At 40.5% G+C, this 19914-nt stretch carries 18 protein-coding genes and 3 tRNA genes; 20 read left to right on the top strand and 1 reads right to left on the bottom strand.

What is annotated here, in order from left to right; all coding sequences use genetic code 11:
- Positions 1 to 11 precede the first annotated feature (11 nt).
- On the top strand, positions 12 to 1058 hold the full coding sequence (locus G2999_RS02375) for an ABC transporter ATP-binding protein (protein ID WP_010178328.1): 1047 nt from the start codon (positions 12 to 14) through the stop codon (positions 1056 to 1058).
- Here G2999_RS02375 and G2999_RS02370 read toward each other — a convergent pair whose 3' ends face one another.
- Positions 1059 to 3224: a TonB-dependent receptor domain-containing protein gene (locus tag G2999_RS02370; protein ID WP_010178326.1), complete on the bottom strand. Its 2166-nt coding sequence runs from the start codon at positions 3222 to 3224 to the stop codon at positions 1059 to 1061.
- 253 nt (positions 3225 to 3477) lie between these two features.
- Between G2999_RS02370 and aspS the strand changes: the two genes are divergently transcribed.
- From aspS to G2999_RS02275, 19 genes are all read left to right on the top strand, one after another.
- Entirely contained in the window at positions 3478 to 5250 is a 1773-nt protein-coding gene (aspS, locus tag G2999_RS02365; RefSeq protein WP_010178324.1) for an aspartate--tRNA ligase, read from the top strand.
- A gap of 9 nt (positions 5251 to 5259) precedes the next feature.
- On the top strand, positions 5260 to 5706 hold the full coding sequence (gene nudB, locus G2999_RS02360; RefSeq protein WP_010178322.1) for a dihydroneopterin triphosphate diphosphatase: 447 nt from the start codon (positions 5260 to 5262) through the stop codon (positions 5704 to 5706).
- A complete protein-coding gene (ruvC, locus tag G2999_RS02355) occupies positions 5703 to 6221 on the top strand; it encodes a crossover junction endodeoxyribonuclease RuvC (RefSeq protein ID WP_010178317.1) in 519 nt (172 codons plus the stop codon). The genes nudB and ruvC overlap by 4 nt, the downstream gene beginning before the upstream one ends.
- Before the next feature lie 100 nt (positions 6222 to 6321).
- Positions 6322 to 6945, top strand: coding sequence for a Holliday junction branch migration protein RuvA (gene ruvA / locus G2999_RS02350; protein ID WP_010178315.1), 624 nt, complete (start codon positions 6322 to 6324; stop codon positions 6943 to 6945).
- A gap of 31 nt (positions 6946 to 6976) precedes the next feature.
- Positions 6977 to 7990 carry a Holliday junction branch migration DNA helicase RuvB gene (gene ruvB, locus G2999_RS02345; RefSeq protein WP_010178313.1) on the top strand — a complete coding sequence of 338 codons (1014 nt, stop codon included), beginning with the start codon at positions 6977 to 6979 and terminating at the stop codon, positions 7988 to 7990.
- A gap of 131 nt (positions 7991 to 8121) precedes the next feature.
- A complete protein-coding gene (ybgC, locus tag G2999_RS02340; RefSeq protein WP_010178311.1) occupies positions 8122 to 8532 on the top strand; it encodes a tol-pal system-associated acyl-CoA thioesterase in 411 nt (136 codons plus the stop codon).
- Complete coding sequence (gene tolQ, locus G2999_RS02335; RefSeq protein WP_010178309.1) at positions 8522 to 9190, top strand: protein TolQ; 669 nt, start codon at positions 8522 to 8524, stop codon at positions 9188 to 9190. Before ybgC ends, tolQ begins: the two co-directional genes overlap by 11 nt.
- Positions 9191 to 9201: 11 nt before the next feature.
- Positions 9202 to 9621 carry a protein TolR gene (tolR, locus tag G2999_RS02330; protein ID WP_010178308.1) on the top strand — a complete coding sequence of 140 codons (420 nt, stop codon included), beginning with the start codon at positions 9202 to 9204 and terminating at the stop codon, positions 9619 to 9621.
- Positions 9622 to 9624: 3 nt separating this feature from the next.
- Positions 9625 to 10488: a cell envelope integrity protein TolA gene (gene tolA / locus G2999_RS02325; protein ID WP_010178307.1), complete on the top strand. Its 864-nt coding sequence runs from the start codon at positions 9625 to 9627 to the stop codon at positions 10486 to 10488.
- Positions 10485 to 11852: a Tol-Pal system beta propeller repeat protein TolB gene (gene tolB / locus G2999_RS02320; protein WP_010178306.1), complete on the top strand. Its 1368-nt coding sequence runs from the start codon at positions 10485 to 10487 to the stop codon at positions 11850 to 11852. Before tolA ends, tolB begins: the two co-directional genes overlap by 4 nt.
- Positions 11853 to 11881: 29 nt before the next feature.
- Positions 11882 to 12448 carry a peptidoglycan-associated lipoprotein Pal gene (pal, locus tag G2999_RS02315; protein ID WP_010178305.1) on the top strand — a complete coding sequence of 189 codons (567 nt, stop codon included), beginning with the start codon at positions 11882 to 11884 and terminating at the stop codon, positions 12446 to 12448.
- Between the two features lie 98 nt (positions 12449 to 12546).
- Positions 12547 to 13302, top strand: a complete 756-nt coding sequence (gene ybgF, locus G2999_RS02310) for a tol-pal system protein YbgF (protein ID WP_198006075.1) — start codon at positions 12547 to 12549, stop codon at positions 13300 to 13302.
- Positions 13303 to 13478: 176 nt separating this feature from the next.
- Positions 13479 to 13554 (top strand) — tRNA-Lys (locus tag G2999_RS02305).
- A gap of 25 nt (positions 13555 to 13579) precedes the next feature.
- Positions 13580 to 13655 (top strand) — tRNA-Lys (locus G2999_RS02300).
- A gap of 157 nt (positions 13656 to 13812) precedes the next feature.
- Complete coding sequence (nadA, locus tag G2999_RS02295; protein WP_029257337.1) at positions 13813 to 14883, top strand: quinolinate synthase NadA; 1071 nt, start codon at positions 13813 to 13815, stop codon at positions 14881 to 14883.
- Positions 14884 to 14984: 101 nt separating this feature from the next.
- Positions 14985 to 15074 (top strand) — tRNA-Ser (locus G2999_RS02290).
- Between the two features lie 171 nt (positions 15075 to 15245).
- Complete coding sequence (locus G2999_RS02285; protein ID WP_010178300.1) at positions 15246 to 16112, top strand: integrase arm-type DNA-binding domain-containing protein; 867 nt, start codon at positions 15246 to 15248, stop codon at positions 16110 to 16112.
- Between the two features lie 198 nt (positions 16113 to 16310).
- Positions 16311 to 16565 carry a GreA/GreB family elongation factor gene (locus tag G2999_RS11630; RefSeq protein ID WP_010178299.1) on the top strand — a complete coding sequence of 85 codons (255 nt, stop codon included), beginning with the start codon at positions 16311 to 16313 and terminating at the stop codon, positions 16563 to 16565.
- Between the two features lie 493 nt (positions 16566 to 17058).
- Positions 17059 to 19293 (top strand): Ig-like domain-containing protein, encoded by a 2235-nt coding sequence (locus G2999_RS02275; protein WP_010178298.1) that lies wholly within the window; start codon positions 17059 to 17061, stop codon positions 19291 to 19293.
- The last annotated feature ends 621 nt before the right edge of the window (positions 19294 to 19914 follow it).

The following is a 19914-nucleotide window of genomic DNA, read 5'->3' as shown; positions in this document are numbered from 1 at the left end:
CGCATTGATATATGTTAACGTTGCAAAATATCCACATCAACATCGCTGAAAAGCCAATCATCAATGATATCTCTTTGACCTTAAAAAACGGAGAGATAGGGTGTTTATTAGGACCGTCTGGGTGTGGAAAAACAACTCTCTTACGTGCTATCGCAGGGTTTATGAAAACCAGTGGCGGAGAGATTGTCATTCGTGATGATATTGTGAGTAGTCCGACTACTCATGTTGATGTTACTCGTCGCCAAGTGGGGGTCGTATTCCAAGATTTTGCACTGTTTCCTCATTTAACGGTTAGCCAAAATATTACCTTTGGATTGCATCAACTTTCTCAACCAGAGCAGCATCAGCGCTTAGAGGAGTTACTCAGATTAACTCAGTTAACTGATTTTGCGCAGCAATATCCTCACCAGCTTTCAGGCGGCCAGCAACAGCGTGTCGCCATTGCACGAGCACTTGCTCCTAAACCGGATCTATTATTACTTGATGAACCATTCTCAGCGCTTGATCCGAGTTTACGAGAATCATTAGCCTTAGACATAAAGGCATTACTAAAATATGAAAATGTGACTGCGTTACTGGTGACACATGATCAAACAGAAGCGTTTACGATTGCCGATAAGATTGCGGTTATGAATCAAGGGCACATTGAACAATATGCTTCTGCATACGACTTATATCACGAACCTGATACATTTTTTGTAGCTAACTTTGTGGGCGAAGGTCGCTTTATTGAAGGTACTGTCAGCATGACACCCAATGCACCAGCTTATTTATATACGGCAATGGGAGAGTTTCCTGCGCATGAAGAGGCGGTATTAAGTCCACTAGAAAAACAGGTGAAATTACTTGTACGTCCAGATGATTTTGTCGTCGATGAGCAGGGTGGTTTTGCGGTGAATGTGGTTAGTCGCGCATTTAGAGGTGCACATACTTTATATACATTCGAAAGTGTGAATAGTCATGAAGAGCTACTGTGTTTATTACCGAGTCATTATGATTATCAAGTCGGTGCCCGTGTAGGCATCCGACTTGAATTAGAGCATGTTATTTATTTTTAATTAAAACGACACACGGTAGCCGATTTGCAAGGTGCGAGGTTTACCCACTTGGATGGCTCCATGTTGACGCGTTGCAATGTAATTTTTATCCAAAACGTTATCGATGACCGCATAAACCTGTTGAGCGTTATCAATATCATATTTAGCTGATAGGTTGACTACTGTGCGACCTTTGATGTCTGTGTCACTTAGCATGGCTCCATTGCCCGCTTGAGTCCGCATATCATCTAATCTTTGTAATGAAGCTAACACTTGCCAGCGACTAGACTTTACCCCTGTTTCTATCTGCATAACAGTTTGTGGGAGGTAAGGTAAATCATCACCCGCTTCTACATCACCCCATGAATCAAGTTCTGAGGCGAAGCTTTCATCAAAACTGGCGTTTGTATAAGTATAATTGACATTGATAGGGATTTGTACAGCACCAATTTGCCAAGCATTCCCAAGACTTAATTCAATCCCATCCACAGACACTTTACCGGCGTTATATTGATTACCAATCAATGAATCGTTACACCCTTGACTAGCAGTACAATTACCATGAAGGTTATCTAAGCGTGTAGCAAATGCGATAGCTTCGACGCGTAAATCATTATCAATAAAACGTACACCCGCTTCTGCATTCCACCCATCTTCTTCCTCAGCATTTTGGTTACCCGGTGCTGGTGGTGCAAATGAGCGCTGTACACTTGCTAATATAACCAGTTCATCATTGACTTGATAGGTTAAACCTAATGCTGGTAACAAGGCTTCAACAGAGTTACGACGCATGGCGGGTTCATTGACACGTTGAGGATCGGTTTTGCCCCAATCATCACGGGCCAGATTGACATTTTCGTAACGTAATCCACCTTTGATAGTAAGATCGTTGATTTCCCAAGTGTCATGGATAAATAGACTGATTGCATCTGCACTATCTATACGATTGGAATCTGTTCCCGCTTCTCGTGCGAGTAAAAGGCTCATTGTTCCTGCAGTCGTTAATGTATAATCATCGACCCATTGGTAGCGGTCCATCTCATCTTGATGGATACGTACACCAAAACGAATATCATGTTCATCGGTTCGATAAGCAAGCTCAGCTTGAATACCTTGTGATAAATATTCTCGGTTATTGGCTTTGATTTGTACTATGGGGAATGCGCTATAGGTATAGCTTCCATTGTCTATTTGCGCGGCAACTTCTTCAGCACCACTGCCTAAACTTAATCCACCTACTTTACTGACTTTATACCAATTGCGGGCAAAATCATTTTGATATGCAATGATACTGATATCACTTTGAGGTGAAATAATATAATCATAATGCAAGGATAAGTGAGTGTGTTCAGTATCCATTTGGTCTAACTGAGAAGCACTGTAGCGTTGATATGCATCCGCATTGTAATCGTTATCGAGTAAGCCTAAATAGGTTTCATTCGACGTTTCTTTGGAATATTTACCTTTAAATTCTAGGTGGTGCTCATTATTTTCACCAAAGTAACGGTCAATCTTAAGCATCCCGTCGGTTTTTTCAAAACCCGTATCTTGACCTGAGTTTAATGTTTTAAAACCATCAGCACCGTAGTGAAAGACTTCACCTAACACGCCTGTGTTATCATTACGGCCACCCGCTAACGCATGCACTTTTCGATAAGCATCAGAACCTAAAGCAATATCCACTTTACCTGCAAATGCTTCGTCAGGCGTTAATGCTGAACGAAGGTTGATGACACCACCGGATGTTCTTGGGCCATATTTGACGCTCGATGAACCTTTCAAAATTTCAATTGCACTCATACGGCCAATGGTAGGGAAATAATAGGCAGCAGGAGAGGAGTAAGGTGCAGGAGCTGCAAGCACACCATCTTCCATTACCGTGATCTTCTCTGAACGATCAGCTGAATTGCCACGCATACCAATATTTGGACGTAACCCATAACCATCTTCTTCAACAAAATACACACCAGGCGCTTTTGCTAATACACGATTAATGTCAGTTACCGCATAATTATCTAGCGTATCCTGGTCGATAAACGCGCTTGATCCAGGAGTAGTATTTACGGCAGCCTTAGAGCCAATGATCGTGACTTGTTCGATAGTATCATCTGATACTGCGGTGTTCGCATGGACGTATGAAATAGAAAAAATGGTAGCCATAGCCAGCGCAACAGGGGAGTGCTTCATAGTGTTCCTTTGACAAAAATAAACAATAAATATTAATTAAGTGTGGTAATTAAAACATGAATCTAAATGAGAATCAATCTCAATTAGATTAAAAGATCGGTTTTCTTTTGCTTAGTCCTCAATGACTCAGATAATTTACTCTACTGGCATAACGAGATAAATTAATCACTAGGCATCTGTTGTCAATTGTTTATAATATAGCGCATAAATTTTTAGCGCGTTTTATACGCTTTGTTTTGAGGTTTTCCAATCTATGCGCACAGATTATTGCGGCAACATTGATGCATCTTTCATCGACCAAACAGTCACTATTAACGGTTGGGTAAATAAACGCCGTGATTTGGGTGGTGTTATCTTTTTAGATATTCGTGACCGTGAGGGGATTGTTCAAGTCGTATTCGATCCTGATGTTGAAGATGTATTTGCAACCGCCAATAGCGTGCGAAATGAGTTTTGTGTGTCAATCACTGGACGTGTTCGAGCTCGTCCCGACTCACAAGTGAATGCTGACATGCGCACCGGTGCAATTGAAATCTTAGGTAAAGGGTTAGAAATTTTCAATAAATCAGCCGCTTTACCGCTGGATTGGAACCAAGAGAACTCTGAAGAACAACGTCTTAAATATCGTTATTTAGATTTACGTCGTCCTGTAATGACTGAGCGTTTAGTGTTCCGTTCCAAAGTGACAGCTGCGGTTCGTCGCTTCCTAGAAGATCAAGACTTTTTAGATATTGAAACACCAATTTTGACTAAGGCAACGCCAGAAGGTGCGCGTGATTATTTAGTCCCATCGCGTACACACAAAGGTCAGTTCTTTGCATTACCTCAGTCGCCGCAGTTATTTAAACAATTACTGATGATGTCGGGGATGGATAAATATTATCAAATCGTAAAATGTTTCCGTGATGAAGATTTACGTGCTGATCGCCAACCAGAATTTACTCAAATCGATATTGAAACGACCTTTTTAGATGCTGATGGGGTCATGGCGATTACGGAGAAAATGATCCGTGAATTATTCCAAACTATGCTGAATGTCGATTTAGGTGATTTTCCACAAATGACTTATGCTGATGCCATGCGTTTATATGGCTCTGATAAGCCTGATTTACGTAATCCGCTACAGATTATTGATGTAGCTCAGATTATGTCTTCAGTTGAATTTAAAGTATTCTCAGGTCCAGCTAATGATCCAAAAGGTCGTGTGGCGATGTTATGTGTCCCTGGTGGGGCGAGCTTATCGCGTAAACAGCTCGATGAATATGCAAACTTTGTTGGTATCTATGGTGCTAAAGGTTTAGCTTGGATGAAGATCAACGATATTGCTAAAGGCGCAGAAGGCGTGCAATCACCTATTGCTAAATTCTTAACGCCTGAAGTGATTGAACAATTATTAGCGGCAAGCGGGGCAAATGATGGTGATATCTTATTATTTGGCTCTGACACTTACCATGTAGTGACGGAAGCATTAGGTGCACTACGCTTAAAAGTAGGCAATGATTTTGAACTAAACGAAGGCGATTGGAGACCATTATGGGTTGTCGATTTCCCTATGTTTGAGGAATTTGATGGTCAGTATCATGCATTGCATCATCCGTTTACAGCACCGCGTGACATGACGCCTGAACAATTGGCTGCCGATCCAGCAAATGCGTTATCGAATGCCTACGATATGGTGTTAAATGGTGTTGAGCTTGGTGGTGGTTCGGTGCGTATTCACCAACAGGATATGCAAGCGACCGTATTTGATATTCTTGGGATATCGAAAGAAGAAGCACAAAGCAAATTTGGCTTCTTGCTTGAAGCTTTACAGTACGGCACGCCTCCGCATGCTGGCTTAGCATTTGGACTGGATCGTTTAGTGATGTTAATGACCAATGCAACATCAATTCGTGATGTCATGGCATTCCCTAAAACCACCACAGCTGCATGTCCGTTAACGTCGGCACCTGGTGTAGCTAATGCCGAGCAGTTGACTGAATTGGCGATTGCTTCGATTGCAAAAACTGATACAGACAGTGAATAAATAGCGGATATGTCCCTCAAACGGCCTGAGTCTGTACTCGTTATTATATATGATCAGCATCATCGTGTGCTGGTCATGCAACGAGATGATGATGCGTCGTTTTGGCAATCAGTCACCGGTACCATTGAAATCGAAGAGCAACCAATTCAAACAGCCTATCGAGAGGTTGCTGAAGAAACCGGTTTTATCTTAGATCCGTTGCAAATGCCCATTCAAAATTGCCATCAAATTAATCAATTTGCGATACGTAAGCAATGGTTACATCGTTATCCACCCAACACTCAGTTTAATTTTGAACATGTATTTTGTGTTCAAGTGGACTCTACTCAGCCGGTGGTACTAACCGAACACACCGCATGTTTATGGCTCAGTAAAACTGCTGCAATTAACAAAGTATGGTCAGAAACGAATGCGTTAGCTATTGAGAAGTTTGTGCCAGAGTGTGATGCGTCATGATTATCTTAGGAATTGACCCGGGCTCGCGGATAACCGGTTATGGCGTAATTGAACAAAAAGGTAATAAGCTGACCTATATCGCAAGTGGTTGTATTCGTTTAACGGGCGATGAATTAGCAGGACGACTGCAACAAGTCTTTCAAGGTGTCAGTGAAATAATTTCCCAATACCAGCCTAAGGAATTTGCTATTGAGCAAGTATTTATGGCTAAAAACCCGGATTCTGCTTTGAAATTAGGTCAAGCACGGGGGGCGGCGATTGTTGCTGCGACTCAATTTGATTTACCTGTAAGCGAATATGCTGCACGACAAATAAAGCAGTCCGTTGTGGGTAAGGGGAGTGCCGATAAAACGCAAGTTCAGCACATGGTGAGTTACTTATTAAAATTACCCGGTACTCCGCAGGCAGATGCTGCGGATGCGTTAGCTGTAGCACTATGTCATGGACATACTCGACAAAGCTTGGTGGCGATGGCCGGTAAAGTCACTCGAACGGCAAGAGGCCGACTGCGCTAATCGTTGATAATGGTCACGATGAAAAGATGTAACTTGTATATATGTACAGTATTTTAGTACACTACTGAATCAGAACACTAACAGGGCATTCTAAAGAATTATGATTGGACTCATCACCGGTACGCTATTAGCCAAGCAACCTCCTGAAATAATGATCCAAGCCGGCGGCATAGGCTACGAAGTCTCAATGTCGATGCATAGCATTTATGCATTACCTACAGAAGGTCAGCCCGTCACTGTATTTACACATTTTGTGGTTCGTGAAGATGCACAACTATTATTCGGTTTCATCGAAAAAGAAGAACGCACTGTTTTTAGAGAGTTAATCAAAGCGAATGGCGTGGGTCCAAAATTAGCGATTACTATTTTATCAGGTATGAGTGTTCAAGATTTAATTCGCGCCGTAGGTTATGAGGATGTGTCATCTTTAGTGAAAATCCCTGGAGTAGGTAAGAAGACGGCTGAACGTCTAGTCGTTGAGCTAAAAGACCGGCTAGCTAAGCTGACGTTAACTCAGCCTAATGAGGCCCTCACGCTTCCTGTTGTATCGGCGACCGATGGCAGTACGATTATTCCGATTAATGATACCCGTGAAGAAGCCCTCAGTGCATTAGTGGCGTTAGGATATAAAGCGCCGGTGGCGTCAAAAATAATTCAATCGGTGTATGACGATACTATGTCCAGTGAACAGCTAATCCGTGCTGCACTCAAGGCTATGGTATAGTGAATCTATTAACGATATGTGAGTCAGGTGTATGATTGAAGAAGATCGATTGATCCAAGCCAGTGCGAAAAATGATGACGAAGCTGTAGACCGTGCTATTCGACCTAAAACATTAGCTGATTATACAGGTCAGGATCATGTGTGTGAGCAAATGTCGATATTTATTGAAGCTGCTCGTAAGCGAACTGATGCCTTAGATCATGTACTGATTTTTGGTCCGCCAGGCTTAGGTAAGACAACATTAGCCAATATCATTGCTAATGAAATGGATGTGAATATCAAGACAACGTCTGGCCCTGTGTTGGAAAAAGCGGGTGATTTGGCCGCTCTGCTGACCAATTTAGAAGAAAATGATGTGTTGTTTATCGATGAGATCCATCGCTTGAGCCCTGTGGTTGAAGAAGTGCTGTATCCTGCAATGGAAGATTATCAATTAGATATTATGATTGGTGAAGGGCCTGCTGCGCGTTCGATTAAACTTGATTTAGCCCCATTTACTTTGGTTGGTGCTACCACTCGAGCCGGCTCATTGACCTCTCCACTGCGTGATCGCTTTGGCATTGTACAACGTTTAGAATTTTATAATATTGAGGATCTCACTGATATTATTATGCGCTCAGCAAAGTATTTAAATGTTGAGATGGTAACAGAGGGTGCATTAGAAATAGCAAAACGCGCTCGCGGTACGCCTAGAATTGCTAATAGATTACTACGTCGCGTACGCGATTATGCAGAAATAAAATCAAACGGTACTGTAGATGAACATATCGCAGCGTTGGCATTAGATATGTTAGATGTGGATAAGGTAGGTTTTGATTATATGGACCGTAAACTCTTAGAAGCGATTATTGATAAATTTGATGGTGGTCCTGTCGGCTTAGATAATCTTGCTGCTGCCATAGGTGAAGAAAAAGAAACGATTGAAGATGTGATTGAACCATTTTTGATCCAGCAAGGCTTTTTACAACGAACCCCTAGGGGCCGCATAGCATCTAACCGAGCTTATGAACATCTTGGTTTTCAGCCAAAAAAAAGCCCACAGTGAAGTGGGCTAAAAAATAATAACTACTATAAAGGATACAAATTGAACAAACACTCAACTTATGGGGCGAATTATACAGTGGTCCGCTGAGTGTTCAATTGAAAATAATTATACATTAAGGATTAGTTTTTCTAATGGAAGCGCAAAAATTAAGTACCTTCCCAATTCGTGTTTATTATGAAGATACCGATGCTGGCGGGATTGTATACTATGCTAACTATCTTAAATTCTTTGAACGCGCTAGAACAGAATGGTTGCGAGAGTTGGGATTCGAGCAACATGTATTATTATCTGAGGATATTGCATTTGTCGTACGACATGTAGATATGCATAATCATGCACCAGCTAAGTTTGATGAGATCATCAAAGTGCATACGCAACTAAGTGAACTTAAAAAAGTTTCAATGGTCTTTACTCAAACTATAAAAAAAGAAGATATAGTATTGGTTTCAGCTACTATTCAGGTAGCATGCGTCAAACTAGATCGCATGAAACCTTGCGCTATCCCATCAGCCATTTATAAGGAATGTTTACGTGTCGCATGATATGTCGTTTATAGGCTTGTTTTTACAAGCGAGTCTCGTCGTTAAACTGGTCATGATATTACTCATGGGTGCTTCGATAGTCTCTTGGGCTTTTATTGTACAGCGCAGTCGCGCACTGAATTCAGCTAAAAATGAATTATTTCAATTTGAAGAGCAGTTTTGGTCTGGTACAGATTTAAACAAACTCTTTCAAGATCTCAGTTCACGTAGTCAAATTACTGGCGTGCATAGTATTTTCGTTGCAGGTTTTCGAGAGTTTGTACGGTTGCGTAAATCAGAAGCTCAAGGCGATGTTGTCGTAGAAGGCAGTAGTCGTGCAATGCGTGTAGCACTATCACGAGAAGTGGATGAATTAGAATCAAAATTACCGTTTTTAGCGACAGTTGGCTCGATTAGCCCGTATATTGGATTATTTGGTACGGTCTGGGGCATTATGAATGCGTTTATTGCATTAGGTCAGGTACAACAAGCAACCCTAGCAATGGTTGCTCCAGGCATTGCAGAAGCGTTAATTGCAACAGCAATTGGTTTGTTTGCCGCTATTCCAGCAGTGATTGCTTATAACCGCTTTAGTAACCAAGTAGAAAAAATCGAAAATGGTTATATTAATTTTATGGAAGAGTTCGCTGCAATTCTTCAGCGTCAGGCGATTCACTAATTATTATGGCTATGTATCAGCGAAAACGGCGTAAACCTGTTTCTGAAATCAATGTAGTGCCATACATTGATGTGATGTTAGTGTTATTAATTATTTTTATGGTAACCGCGCCATTAATATCCCAAGGTGTGAAAGTCGATTTACCTCGTGCGGATGCACAGCCGATTGAGCAAGAAGACGCACCACCGTTAATTGCATCGATGGACAAAAGCGGTTTGTATTATCTTAATATTGGCCAAAATCCGAAGCAATCATTGACGCGACCTGATCTACAAGCATTAGTGAAAGCTGAATTAGAAAATAATCCGAGTAAGCCTGTTGTTATTAAAGCAGACGGCGCGGTGTCATATGACCAAATTATTCAGTTAATGGTGATCTTACAAACTGCAGGTGTGCCCTCAGTTGGTTTAATGACAGAGCCCAAAGAATAACTTATGACGATGATCGTTCGGTTGCAACAATGGTGGCAACGTTATCTACAATCAAGTTTTGCATTGTCAATCAGTGCCCATCTGCTGTTGTTATTGGTATTAATAGTGAATGTTAGTATTGTCCCACCACAACAGCTAAATATGGATATGACACCATTAACAGATAAGATGCCTGTGTTAAATGCAACTTTTATCGATCCGGCAGTGACGCAAGCAAAGTTTGATGAGGCCAAAAAACAAGCACAAGCAGCAAAGGCCGCACAACAAGAAAAAGCACGGCAAATCCGTGAGCGAAAACGTCGCGAAGCGGCTGAGAAAAAAGCGGCTGAGGTAAAAGCTCAACGTCTTGCTGCTGAGAAACAAGCTAAGGCAAAAGCAAAAGCAGAAAAAATACGTAAGCAACGTGAACTTGAACGTAAAGCTCAAGAAGCGCTAGCCGAAAAAGAAGCACAAGCTAAGCGTGTAGAAGCTCAGCGGATTGCAAAAGCGGAGCAAGAGGCCAAAGAAAAGGCACGCAAAGCACAACAACAGCGCGAATTAGAAGAGCAAATTGCTGCTGAGCAAGCTCAAATTCAAGCGCAAGAAACGCAGCGTGTCATGACGGAAAAACAGCGCTATAGTGTGTTGATCAAATCAACTATACAACGTAATCTTATTACGAATGCTGCGTTTAAAGGAAAAAAATGTCAGCTCAATATACGTTTAGGTATTGGTGGCGTGGTATTAAAAGTGGATATAGTTGCTGGAGATGATGCTTTGTGTCGTGCTGCTATTAATGCGGTATATAAGCCTTCTAACTTACCTGTATCCAACGATCCTGCTGTATTTGCCCAATTACGAGACATTAATTTAACGGTTGAACAATGAAAAAATATATATCACAGACTACGATACTCATTACCTCAATTTTATTGTGTGTAGCAATCAAAGCACATGCACAGTTAAATATTGTTATTACCGAAGGGGTCGACAATGCCACACCCATTGCTGTGGTTCCATTTGGTTGGGAAGGCGAGGGCATATTACCGGGCGAATTATCAGATGTCATTAATCATGACTTACGAAGAAGCGGTCGTTTTAATCCTATGAATATGTCGCAGATGCCACAGTTTCCGCGTGACATCAGTAGCGTTAATTACCAATCTTGGGTTGATAAAGGAATTAACACCATTGTGGTAGGAAAAGTAAAAGAATTAGGTGGTGATCGTTTTCAAATCGATTTTCAACTGATTGATACGCAAGCAGGAAGTCAATTAGAAAAATCAGGACAAATGTTATTAGATGGGCAATTAGTAGCAGGACAATCACAACTGATTGCAGGTCGAACATTAACGGTAACGGGACGAGATTTTCGCCAATTTGGTCATCGTATCTCAGATATTGTTTATGAAAAATTGACGGGACAGCGTGGTGCATTTTTAACACGCATTGCTTATGTTGCTGTGCGAGATAGAGAAACAGTAGCTCGCCCATATCAACTCGTCATTGCTGATTATGATGGTGAAAATGAATTAGCGTTGCTTTCTTCCAAAGAGCCATTGATGTCTCCTTCTTGGTCTCCAGATGGTAATAAGCTTGCTTATGTGTCTTTTGAAAATGGTAAGCCACAAATTTTTATTCAAGATATTTATACGATGAGTCGTGTGAAATTGACTGATTTTCCGGGTATAAATGGCGCACCACGTTTTTCACCTGATGGTAAAAAAATTGCGATGGTGTTATCAAAAGATGGCAACCCAGATATTTATGTTATGGAAATTGCGACACGTCAATTAACTCGAGTGACAAGGCATCGAGCGATTGACACAGAACCGTCATGGGCCCCAAATGGAAAAGAATTAGTATTTAGCTCAGAGAGGGGTGGTAAACCTCAAATATATAGAGTAAATTTAGAGACTAATCGAATTAAACGTTTGACCTTTGAAGGCGATATGAACTTAGGTGGAACTATAACACCTGACGGTACCGAATTGGTCGTTGTTAACCGAACCAATGGTAACTATCACATTGCTAGACAAAATTTAAACGATGGTGCAATGCAAGTATTAACTACGACGTTTTTAGATGAATCGCCTAGTATTGCACCAAACGGTAGTATGATCATTTACAGTACACTACATGAGGGAACGCAAGTGTTATCATTGGTTTCTTTAGATGGTCGTTTTAAAGCAAGATTACCTGGTGTGGCTGGACAAATTAAAGCCCCTAGCTGGTCACCATTTTTACGCTAATATATCAATTTTAATAACAAGGAAAATTCATGAAAACTTCTACTTCACTTCGTTCTTTATTAATTGCTGTGCCAGTAATGACATTAATGGCATGTTCTTCTGGTCCTTCAGAAGCAGAATTAGCCGCTGAACGAAATCGTGTAGCAGCAGAACAAGCCGCTGCTCAACAAGCTGCAGAGCAGGCTAATCAAGAACAAGTTCGTTTGGAAGCAGCGCAACGTTTACAACAAGCGCAAGAAATAGCGGAGCAAGAGCGTGATGAATTAATGTCAATGCAGACGGTTTATTTTGATTTTGACCGCGCGACCATTAAAGCTGACTTTTATAATGTATTAGATAAGCATGCTGCATTCTTAGTAAAAAATATGGATCAAACCATCGTGATTGAAGGTCATACTGATAGCCGAGGTACGCCAGAATATAATATCGCATTAGGCGAGCGTAGAGCTCAAGCTGTTGAAACTTACTTCTTAAATGCTGGTGTATCTGCATCACAAATTTCAGTTGTGTCTTTTGGTGAAGAAAAGCCGGCAGTGACAGGTACTTCTGAATACGCATTTGCACAAAGCAGACGTGCTGTAGTTGTATATAAATAATTATGAAAATGACCACGAGATCATTAAGTTGCACCATGGTGGGTGCTTCTTTATTGTTGATATCGAGTACACAGGCAGCGCAAGCGCCTGTGTACAATTTGGCTGATGGTAATTTAGTTGAAAAGCTTGAGAGTCTTGAGCGTGTAGTTAATTCACGCACACGGAATCAACAGCGTGTTCAAGAACAGATTAATAGCATGGAATCCGAGATAAGCGAGATTCGTGGACGTATTGAAGAGCAAAATTTTCAGATTGAAAAGATCTTACAACGTCAAAGAGAATTATTATTAGCATTTGATATTCAATCTCAGCAGCTTCAAGATGTTTCTGAGCTGTCAGCGGCTAATTCAACAAATTCTTCACTTACTACCAAGAGCCCGTCTCAATCTAACTCCATAAAAACAACAAACACTACTTCTGAGAATGCTGCGGTTATTCAACCATCAGCGTCATTGGATGCAAGTGTCGCAACCCAAAGTGATAATGATGCAGTTGATTATAAAGCTGCAGTTGATTTAATTTTAAAACAACGTGATACGGCAGCTGCCATTCCAGCACTTGAAAAGTTTGTAGATGACTATCCTCAATCACGATTTAAACCCAATGCACATTATTGGTTAGGTCAAATTTTTTATAATGGAAAGAATTGGCAGGATGCAAAAAAGCATTTTGGGACGCTTTACACTCAATACCCAACTTCAAATAAAGTAGCAGATGCAACACTAAAGTTAGGTATCATCGCCAAAAGTTTGAGTGATAATAAAAATGCCCGTGAATATTTCGAAAAAGTCATAGCAAATCATGCTGATACTACATCAGCTAAGCTCGCTCAGGAGCAAATAAACCTGCTTTAATTTTCAGCATGTTGGTGTGTTAATAAAGTATAAGATTGTTTGTAAAATAGACATAAACTGAGCTTTTCACAATAAAAACGTTTTTTTTAATGTTTTTGCTAATTTAGGGTTGATTAAGACTCATAATTGAGTATTATATGCGCCCGTTGCCTAGCAAGGCAACAGATTGAAAGAAAGGGTCGTTAGCTCAGCTGGTAGAGCAGTTGACTTTTAATCAATTGGTCGCTGGTTCGAATCCAGCACGACCCACCATTCTTTCCAATCGCTTCCATTAGATGGGTCGTTAGCTCAGTTGGTAGAGCAGTTGACTTTTAATCAATTGGTCGCTGGTTCGAATCCAGCACGACCCACCATCTAATCTTTATCAATACTCATTCATCTTATAAGCTTTATAATCCTTATTAGTTTTAACTTGAATTGTTATTTTATTCATCGTCAATATTCACCCTACTATGAATTCATTATCGCTATGCGTATAATATTCGAATTATTAATCTCATCATGACCATTATGACTGACGCATTACGAATTGCTCCGATCGATTATCCTTTTCCTGAAAAACCGGCTAGCTTATCAGCCGAACGCTCAGCATTTTTGACACAAGAAATAAAACGTTTATTAGTAGAGAAGAATGCAACGTTAGTTGCTCATTACTATACTGATCCTGAAATTCAAGCATTAGCTGAAGCAACAGGCGGTTGTGTATCAGATTCACTTGAAATGGCCCGTTTTGGAAGAGATTGTGCTGCAGAAACCTTGATTGTGGCGGGTGTTAAGTTTATGGGTGAAACATCTAAAATATTATCACCAGAAAAAACGGTATTAATGCCCACTTTAGAGGCGACTTGCTCTTTAGATTTAGGTTGCCCTGAGAAGGAATTTTCGGATTTTTGCGATACTCACCCAGACCATACGGTTGTCGTATATGCAAACACTTCTGCGGCAGTCAAAGCCAGAGCCGACTGGATTGTGACTTCATCTATTGCGTTAGAGATCGTGGAGCATTTGGACAGTGAAGGGCACAAGATTATATGGGGACCTGATCGTCACTTGGGCAGTTATATAGCAAAAGAGACCGGTGCTGATATGCTGATGTGGCAAGGTGAATGTATCGTCCATGATGAGTTTTCTAGTAAAGCCTTGAAAGATTTGCAGCATGTATATCCAGATGCTGCTATTTTAGTGCATCCTGAATCACCTGCCAGTGTAGTGGAAATGGCTGATGCGGTAGGTAGTACATCACAGCTTATTAATGCAGCTAAATCCTTGCCTAATAAACAGCTCATTGTCGCGACCGATCGCGGTATCTTTTATAAGATGCAACAACAAGTCCCAGATAAAGAGTTATTAGAAGCACCCACAGGTGGAAATGGTGCTACGTGCAAAAGTTGTGCGCATTGTCCTTGGATGGCGATGAATGGCCTTGAATCAATTTATAAAGCGTTAACTTGTGATGCTGGTGATAATTCACTACATAATATTGAAGTTGATGAGAGTGTGCGTGAAGGGGCTTTAATTTCATTAAATCGTATGTTGGATTTTTCAGCTCAGTTAAAAGCGAACGCGAATACTTCAGTCTAGGTACTGTTAATTGTAGAAATATCGCGAAAACACTTGTTATTTAACCTGTGTTTTTCTAATATACGCGCCGCAATCAACGAGTTATCTTGTTGAAACGTTTCGGAGAGGTGGCTGAGTGGCTGAAGGCGCACGCCTGGAAAGTGTGTTTAGGGTTAAACCTAACGAGGGTTCGAATCCCTCTCTCTCCGCCATTACATGAAAAGCTAGACTATAATAGTCTGGCTTTTTTCGTTTTAAAGCCCCGTGTTTACTGGCTTTGTGAGTTGTTACTAAAAAACATCTCATTACCAGTTCTTGTAAATTCTACTGTTTACCATGAGTAGAATTTGAGTAGATAATCTGTAACTGACAGAGAAAAACACATGTTAACTAAAACCAAGATACAACGTCTCAAAACTCCCACCAAACTAGAACGTCATTTAGATTCAGATAGTCTTTACCTCGAAGTGACTAAAACAGGCTCTAAGATATGGCGTTATCGTCATAAAAACTATGCTGGTTCATGGACCATGAAAGCCCTTGGAACATACCCCAATACAACCCTTGATCAAGCTAGAACGTTGCGTGATGAACTATCCTCAGTCGTGCAGTATAAGAGCGTTACCTTTGAGCTAGCAGCCTCACAGTGGCTCGACTATAAAGGGTATACAAGCAGCAAAAACAAACAACTCATTGAAAGACGAATAGAACGATACCTTTTACCCACTCTAGGTCACATAACAGTCTCTCATATCAAGCCAAGAGACACTTTGCCCATACTCAAGCAACTGGAGTCTGATGGGTACTTGGAGCTAGCTAAACGAGTACAGAACATTACAAGCCAAATCTTTAAATACAGTGTGCAAAACTTGTATTGTGAAGCTAACCCAGCCCAACCGTTGCAAGGTTGTACCAAGCAGCCAAGAGTGCGTCATATGCCTGGGATAATAGAGCAGGGAGCATTTGCACGCATGTTATCTACCATTGATCAGGCTAGCAATTTGATGCCTTCTGTGAAGCTTTGCCTGCAAATAGCACCGCATGTCTTTCTCCGTAGTGAGTCGATCAGGCTGGCACACTGTGACGATGTTGACCTAGATCGCAAGTTATGGACAATACCGAAAGATAAGATGGGCAGGGAGCACGTAATACCGCTAACTGAGCCTGTTATAGCACTCCTGAAACTAGCGTTAAAGTTGTCTGATGGGGTACGTTATTGTTTAATGGTATCAGGCAGGGTAAGCCATTGAGCGAGAATACGTTGAACCATGCTTTGCGTTCTCTGGGCATTCGCGTTTAAATTCCAATGTGAATTGTCGTCTACCCATTTTAAAAACCTCGTTAGTTTTGGTTATATTACCTCTAACTAGGTGTCTAGGAAAGTTAGACCATTACAAAAAACGTAATCCTCATGGTATGGGTATATTAAGTAAGAGGAATACTAACCCATGACTGTTAATGACATTGATATTATCACTATTGGCGCTTTGGTTGAGATTATCGACCAGAATGAGACGTCTCTTTGGGTCTTTTTAGCGCCCGTGTCAGGTGGGATCAAGTTTGAATTTAAACAGCGAAAGATCATGGTCATCAGTACACACTCACCGTTAGGTAAGCAATTACTAGGCAAAGAAACAGGTGATGAATTGTCAATTGGGCTAGGGGCTAGAAGTACACAGTATCGTATAACGGATATGGCGTAACAGGTGAGCTAGACAACGTCCGCGTAAACCTTGTCAATTGAATGCCAAAGCAAACATAGGGTATCAATATGATGGGACGTGGAAGAGCAATAAACGAGGTTAGCATACTAAACTCAATCTGTTGTTAGCTTATGAGTCGATTCATTTATTCGTTTAAGCCTAATGTTTTTTCGCTTCTTTGGCATAAAACAATTAATTTACAATTCGAAACTTATCGTTTACGATCTAAAAAAATCACAATGAGTCATAAGTTGTCATCTGTGTTTTATTAGGGTCATTGTAAGTCATTTTTGATAGAGTGATTGGCTATGGTCAAACTTGGTAGATCTCAAAACACAATAACCATCTAAAACTTATATGTAAAAAGTCTTGGCGTATGAAGCTTTAGCACCTACAGCAGCAAAAGTGAATAAAGTTTAAGTAAGTTTCATGAGCAATCTTAAGTAACGTTGACTTAATGATGTTGTTGATTAATACCGTGAGTGGAGAATAAATGAAAATTTCTAATCTTGTTGCATTGCAACTTTTAATAATACCTTCATCTAATGCCAGCGATTATCCATTTGAGTTGCCAGAAACAATATCAGCAGAAATAAACATAAATACACATCAACAACAAAAATATAACAATAACTTGCTCGGCACCAATATTTTTAACTTTACTTATTCAAACGAAAAAGAATTAATAAGAACATTCGCCCCCTTAACTATACGCTTCCCTCATGGCTTATGGGCAAATTGGTATGATTGGCGTACTGATAGCACGAGACAATTCGGTGACGATAGAGTGACATTTACTAACTCACTCGGAGAAACGAAATCCAGACTGCTAGACCATTTATCGACAATTCAAGTATTTGAATCAAGTGGCTCAAAAGTAGGCATTGATGGATTACAAGAATTAAATAACGAGCGTTTAAATGATCAGGGACAGCCCTTTGATATGGTATGGACATTTAATATGAGTGCTGATGGTGAAGACGGCAGTAGCCCTTTAGATGATGGTAGTTCTGAGTCAGTAGACCGATACATGGACTTAATTGATCGAGGTTTTACTGTCACCAATATAGAAATGGGTAATGAAAACTTTTATCCTGGCCAACGCAGTACAATTATACCCAACGTGAGTGATTATATTGCCCGTGCACAATCAATGTCTAAGGCTTTAAAAGCGATAAATCCAAATATTCAACTTTCTATACCTCTATTAAGAAAAGAAAATTATGCCAACCCTAATTACAATGAACTACTCACAGAAAGTAAAGATTATTTTGATGCGGTGACAGTACACACCTATGTTGGCTACGATCCCGATGACAATAATGATAGCAATGAAGCTTATAAAACTGCGCTACTAGCGCGTGTTCACATTGCCAATTCTGTGAATAATTATTCGCGACAAGTTGCGCCTAATAAACCTATTTGGTTAACAGAATGGGGGGTTAAGTCAGGTGGACCAAATGCAGCGTCAATTTTAGGAATGGCAGATACTTATATATTTATGAGTGAAAACCAAGATATTTACCAAAGAGCCAATTGGTTTAGTGTTAATGGTAAATTGAATTCTTTTTTAGTGTGGCATCAAAAAGAAGTACAACCAGGAGTATTTAGGCCTAGTGTTAAAGAGCCTTTAGAAAAAACCTTATTTGGTTCTGCCCATGAAATTATTCGTTCAGTTTTACAAGACAGCACCTTGTTAGACAGCGATATAAGCGCCGTTGAATTAGAAAGTGGTGTAAAAAGCATAAGTGCTAGGGCGGTAATAAAAGACAATAAAATCGTTATCTTGGCGTTAAATCTTACTGATAAAGCTTCCCCTTTTACGTTGACCTTAGACAATGCGGCATATAACGGTAATGTAACGCACTACGCTATGGCCTTTAGTTCATTAGACGAAGAACGTATTTTACCAATAGATGAGAACCCTCTTAATTTAGTATCTGATGGTAATAAAAATATTAGCTTAGCCCCGTTTTCATTTAATAAGATTGTGCTAAACGATACGAACATTATCGCTGATGTGTTTGACGTAAAAGTGACTACTGAATCCAATAAGTATAGGTATGACGTTGGGCAAAGCATTAACCTGCAAGCTAGTGTTAGCGTTAACGAAGGGGCGATTGATTCGGTTCAATTTTTTGAAAATGGCGATTTATTAGCTAGCGATAGTAACGCGCCATATATTTTTACTTGGCGACCTTCTACACCCGGCACACATGAAATAACGGTTAAAGCGTTCAAAGAAGATGGCACAGAAAAAACATCCGCCACTACATTGGTTAGTCTAAACGGTGAGCCCTTAGTGTTTGATGTAAGCTTAGCACAACCAAGTACAAGTGAAATGACTGCGGGTGAAAGCCTCACGCTGGACGCCAGTGTAAGCTCCAATTATGGTAAAGTTAGTAAAGTTGATTTTCATGTCAATGGCAACTTTGTTTTTAGCAGCACAACACCTCCTTATACCTTTGCTTGGCAACCTGCAACTGCAGGAGAGTATACCCTAGATGCAGTAGCCGCTAAAAGCGATGGTAGTATTAAACAATCTGAAAGTATTACGATTACGGTAAATGCTCCCGCGCCAACTCCTACTCCTGTACAGCCAGCTCCACCATTAACTGTAGCTGATGAATCATCGAGTAGTGGCGGCGGTGTTGGCTTGTTAGTTTTGCTCTCGCTTGGCATTATTTGTTTCACTAGGCGATCGTTTTATCGTAATATGAAGAAATAAATATAGGTACACGGCAACGTCAGCCTAAACCCTGTCAATTGAATGCCAAAGCAAACACTCGATGACGGTATTTAATAAAGGAATAACATGATCTATTTAAGTTCCACATCGGGTAAAAAATAAGTTTATTCAGTATTATTGGGTTTCAGAAGCATTTGTACGCAAGGTAATGGTAAATTTTATAGCCTAGGCTTATCCACTAGTTATCGTTCAGCCTAGCGATGTCTCAGTGAGCTTTGAGATTGACCTGTAAGCCTCTAATGCTCGAAGACAGCCTTCTGACTATGCTAAGTACGCTTATTGTTGCCCGTAGTGGCTCTGGTTGGTATACATCAACCTACAACTACTGCGCTGCGCTTGCTTGATATCCTGCACCCGCATAATATTAAATTGTACTGATGCAGGTATCCATTTTGCTCTTTTATGTACATTGAGTGACACTAGTGGCGGCAAAAAACAAACATTTATTTTTTTCTCGATCTTATGGGTAGTATTTTTCTTTTTTTGACTCTACCGTTATAAATAAATATTTTTAGCATTGTAGTGGCCAACACGCTTTCGATCGTTACCCCACAGTTAGCACTAGATTTTTATGAAAAGCTTATAAAAGAAATAACACAC

The sequence above is a fragment of the Glaciecola sp. HTCC2999 genome, assembly GCF_000155775.1.
Taxonomy (GTDB): Bacteria; Pseudomonadota; Gammaproteobacteria; order Enterobacterales; family Alteromonadaceae; genus Opacimonas.
The sequence above is the reverse complement of the archived record's forward strand: the minus strand, read 5'-3'. Positions and strand labels throughout refer to the sequence as shown.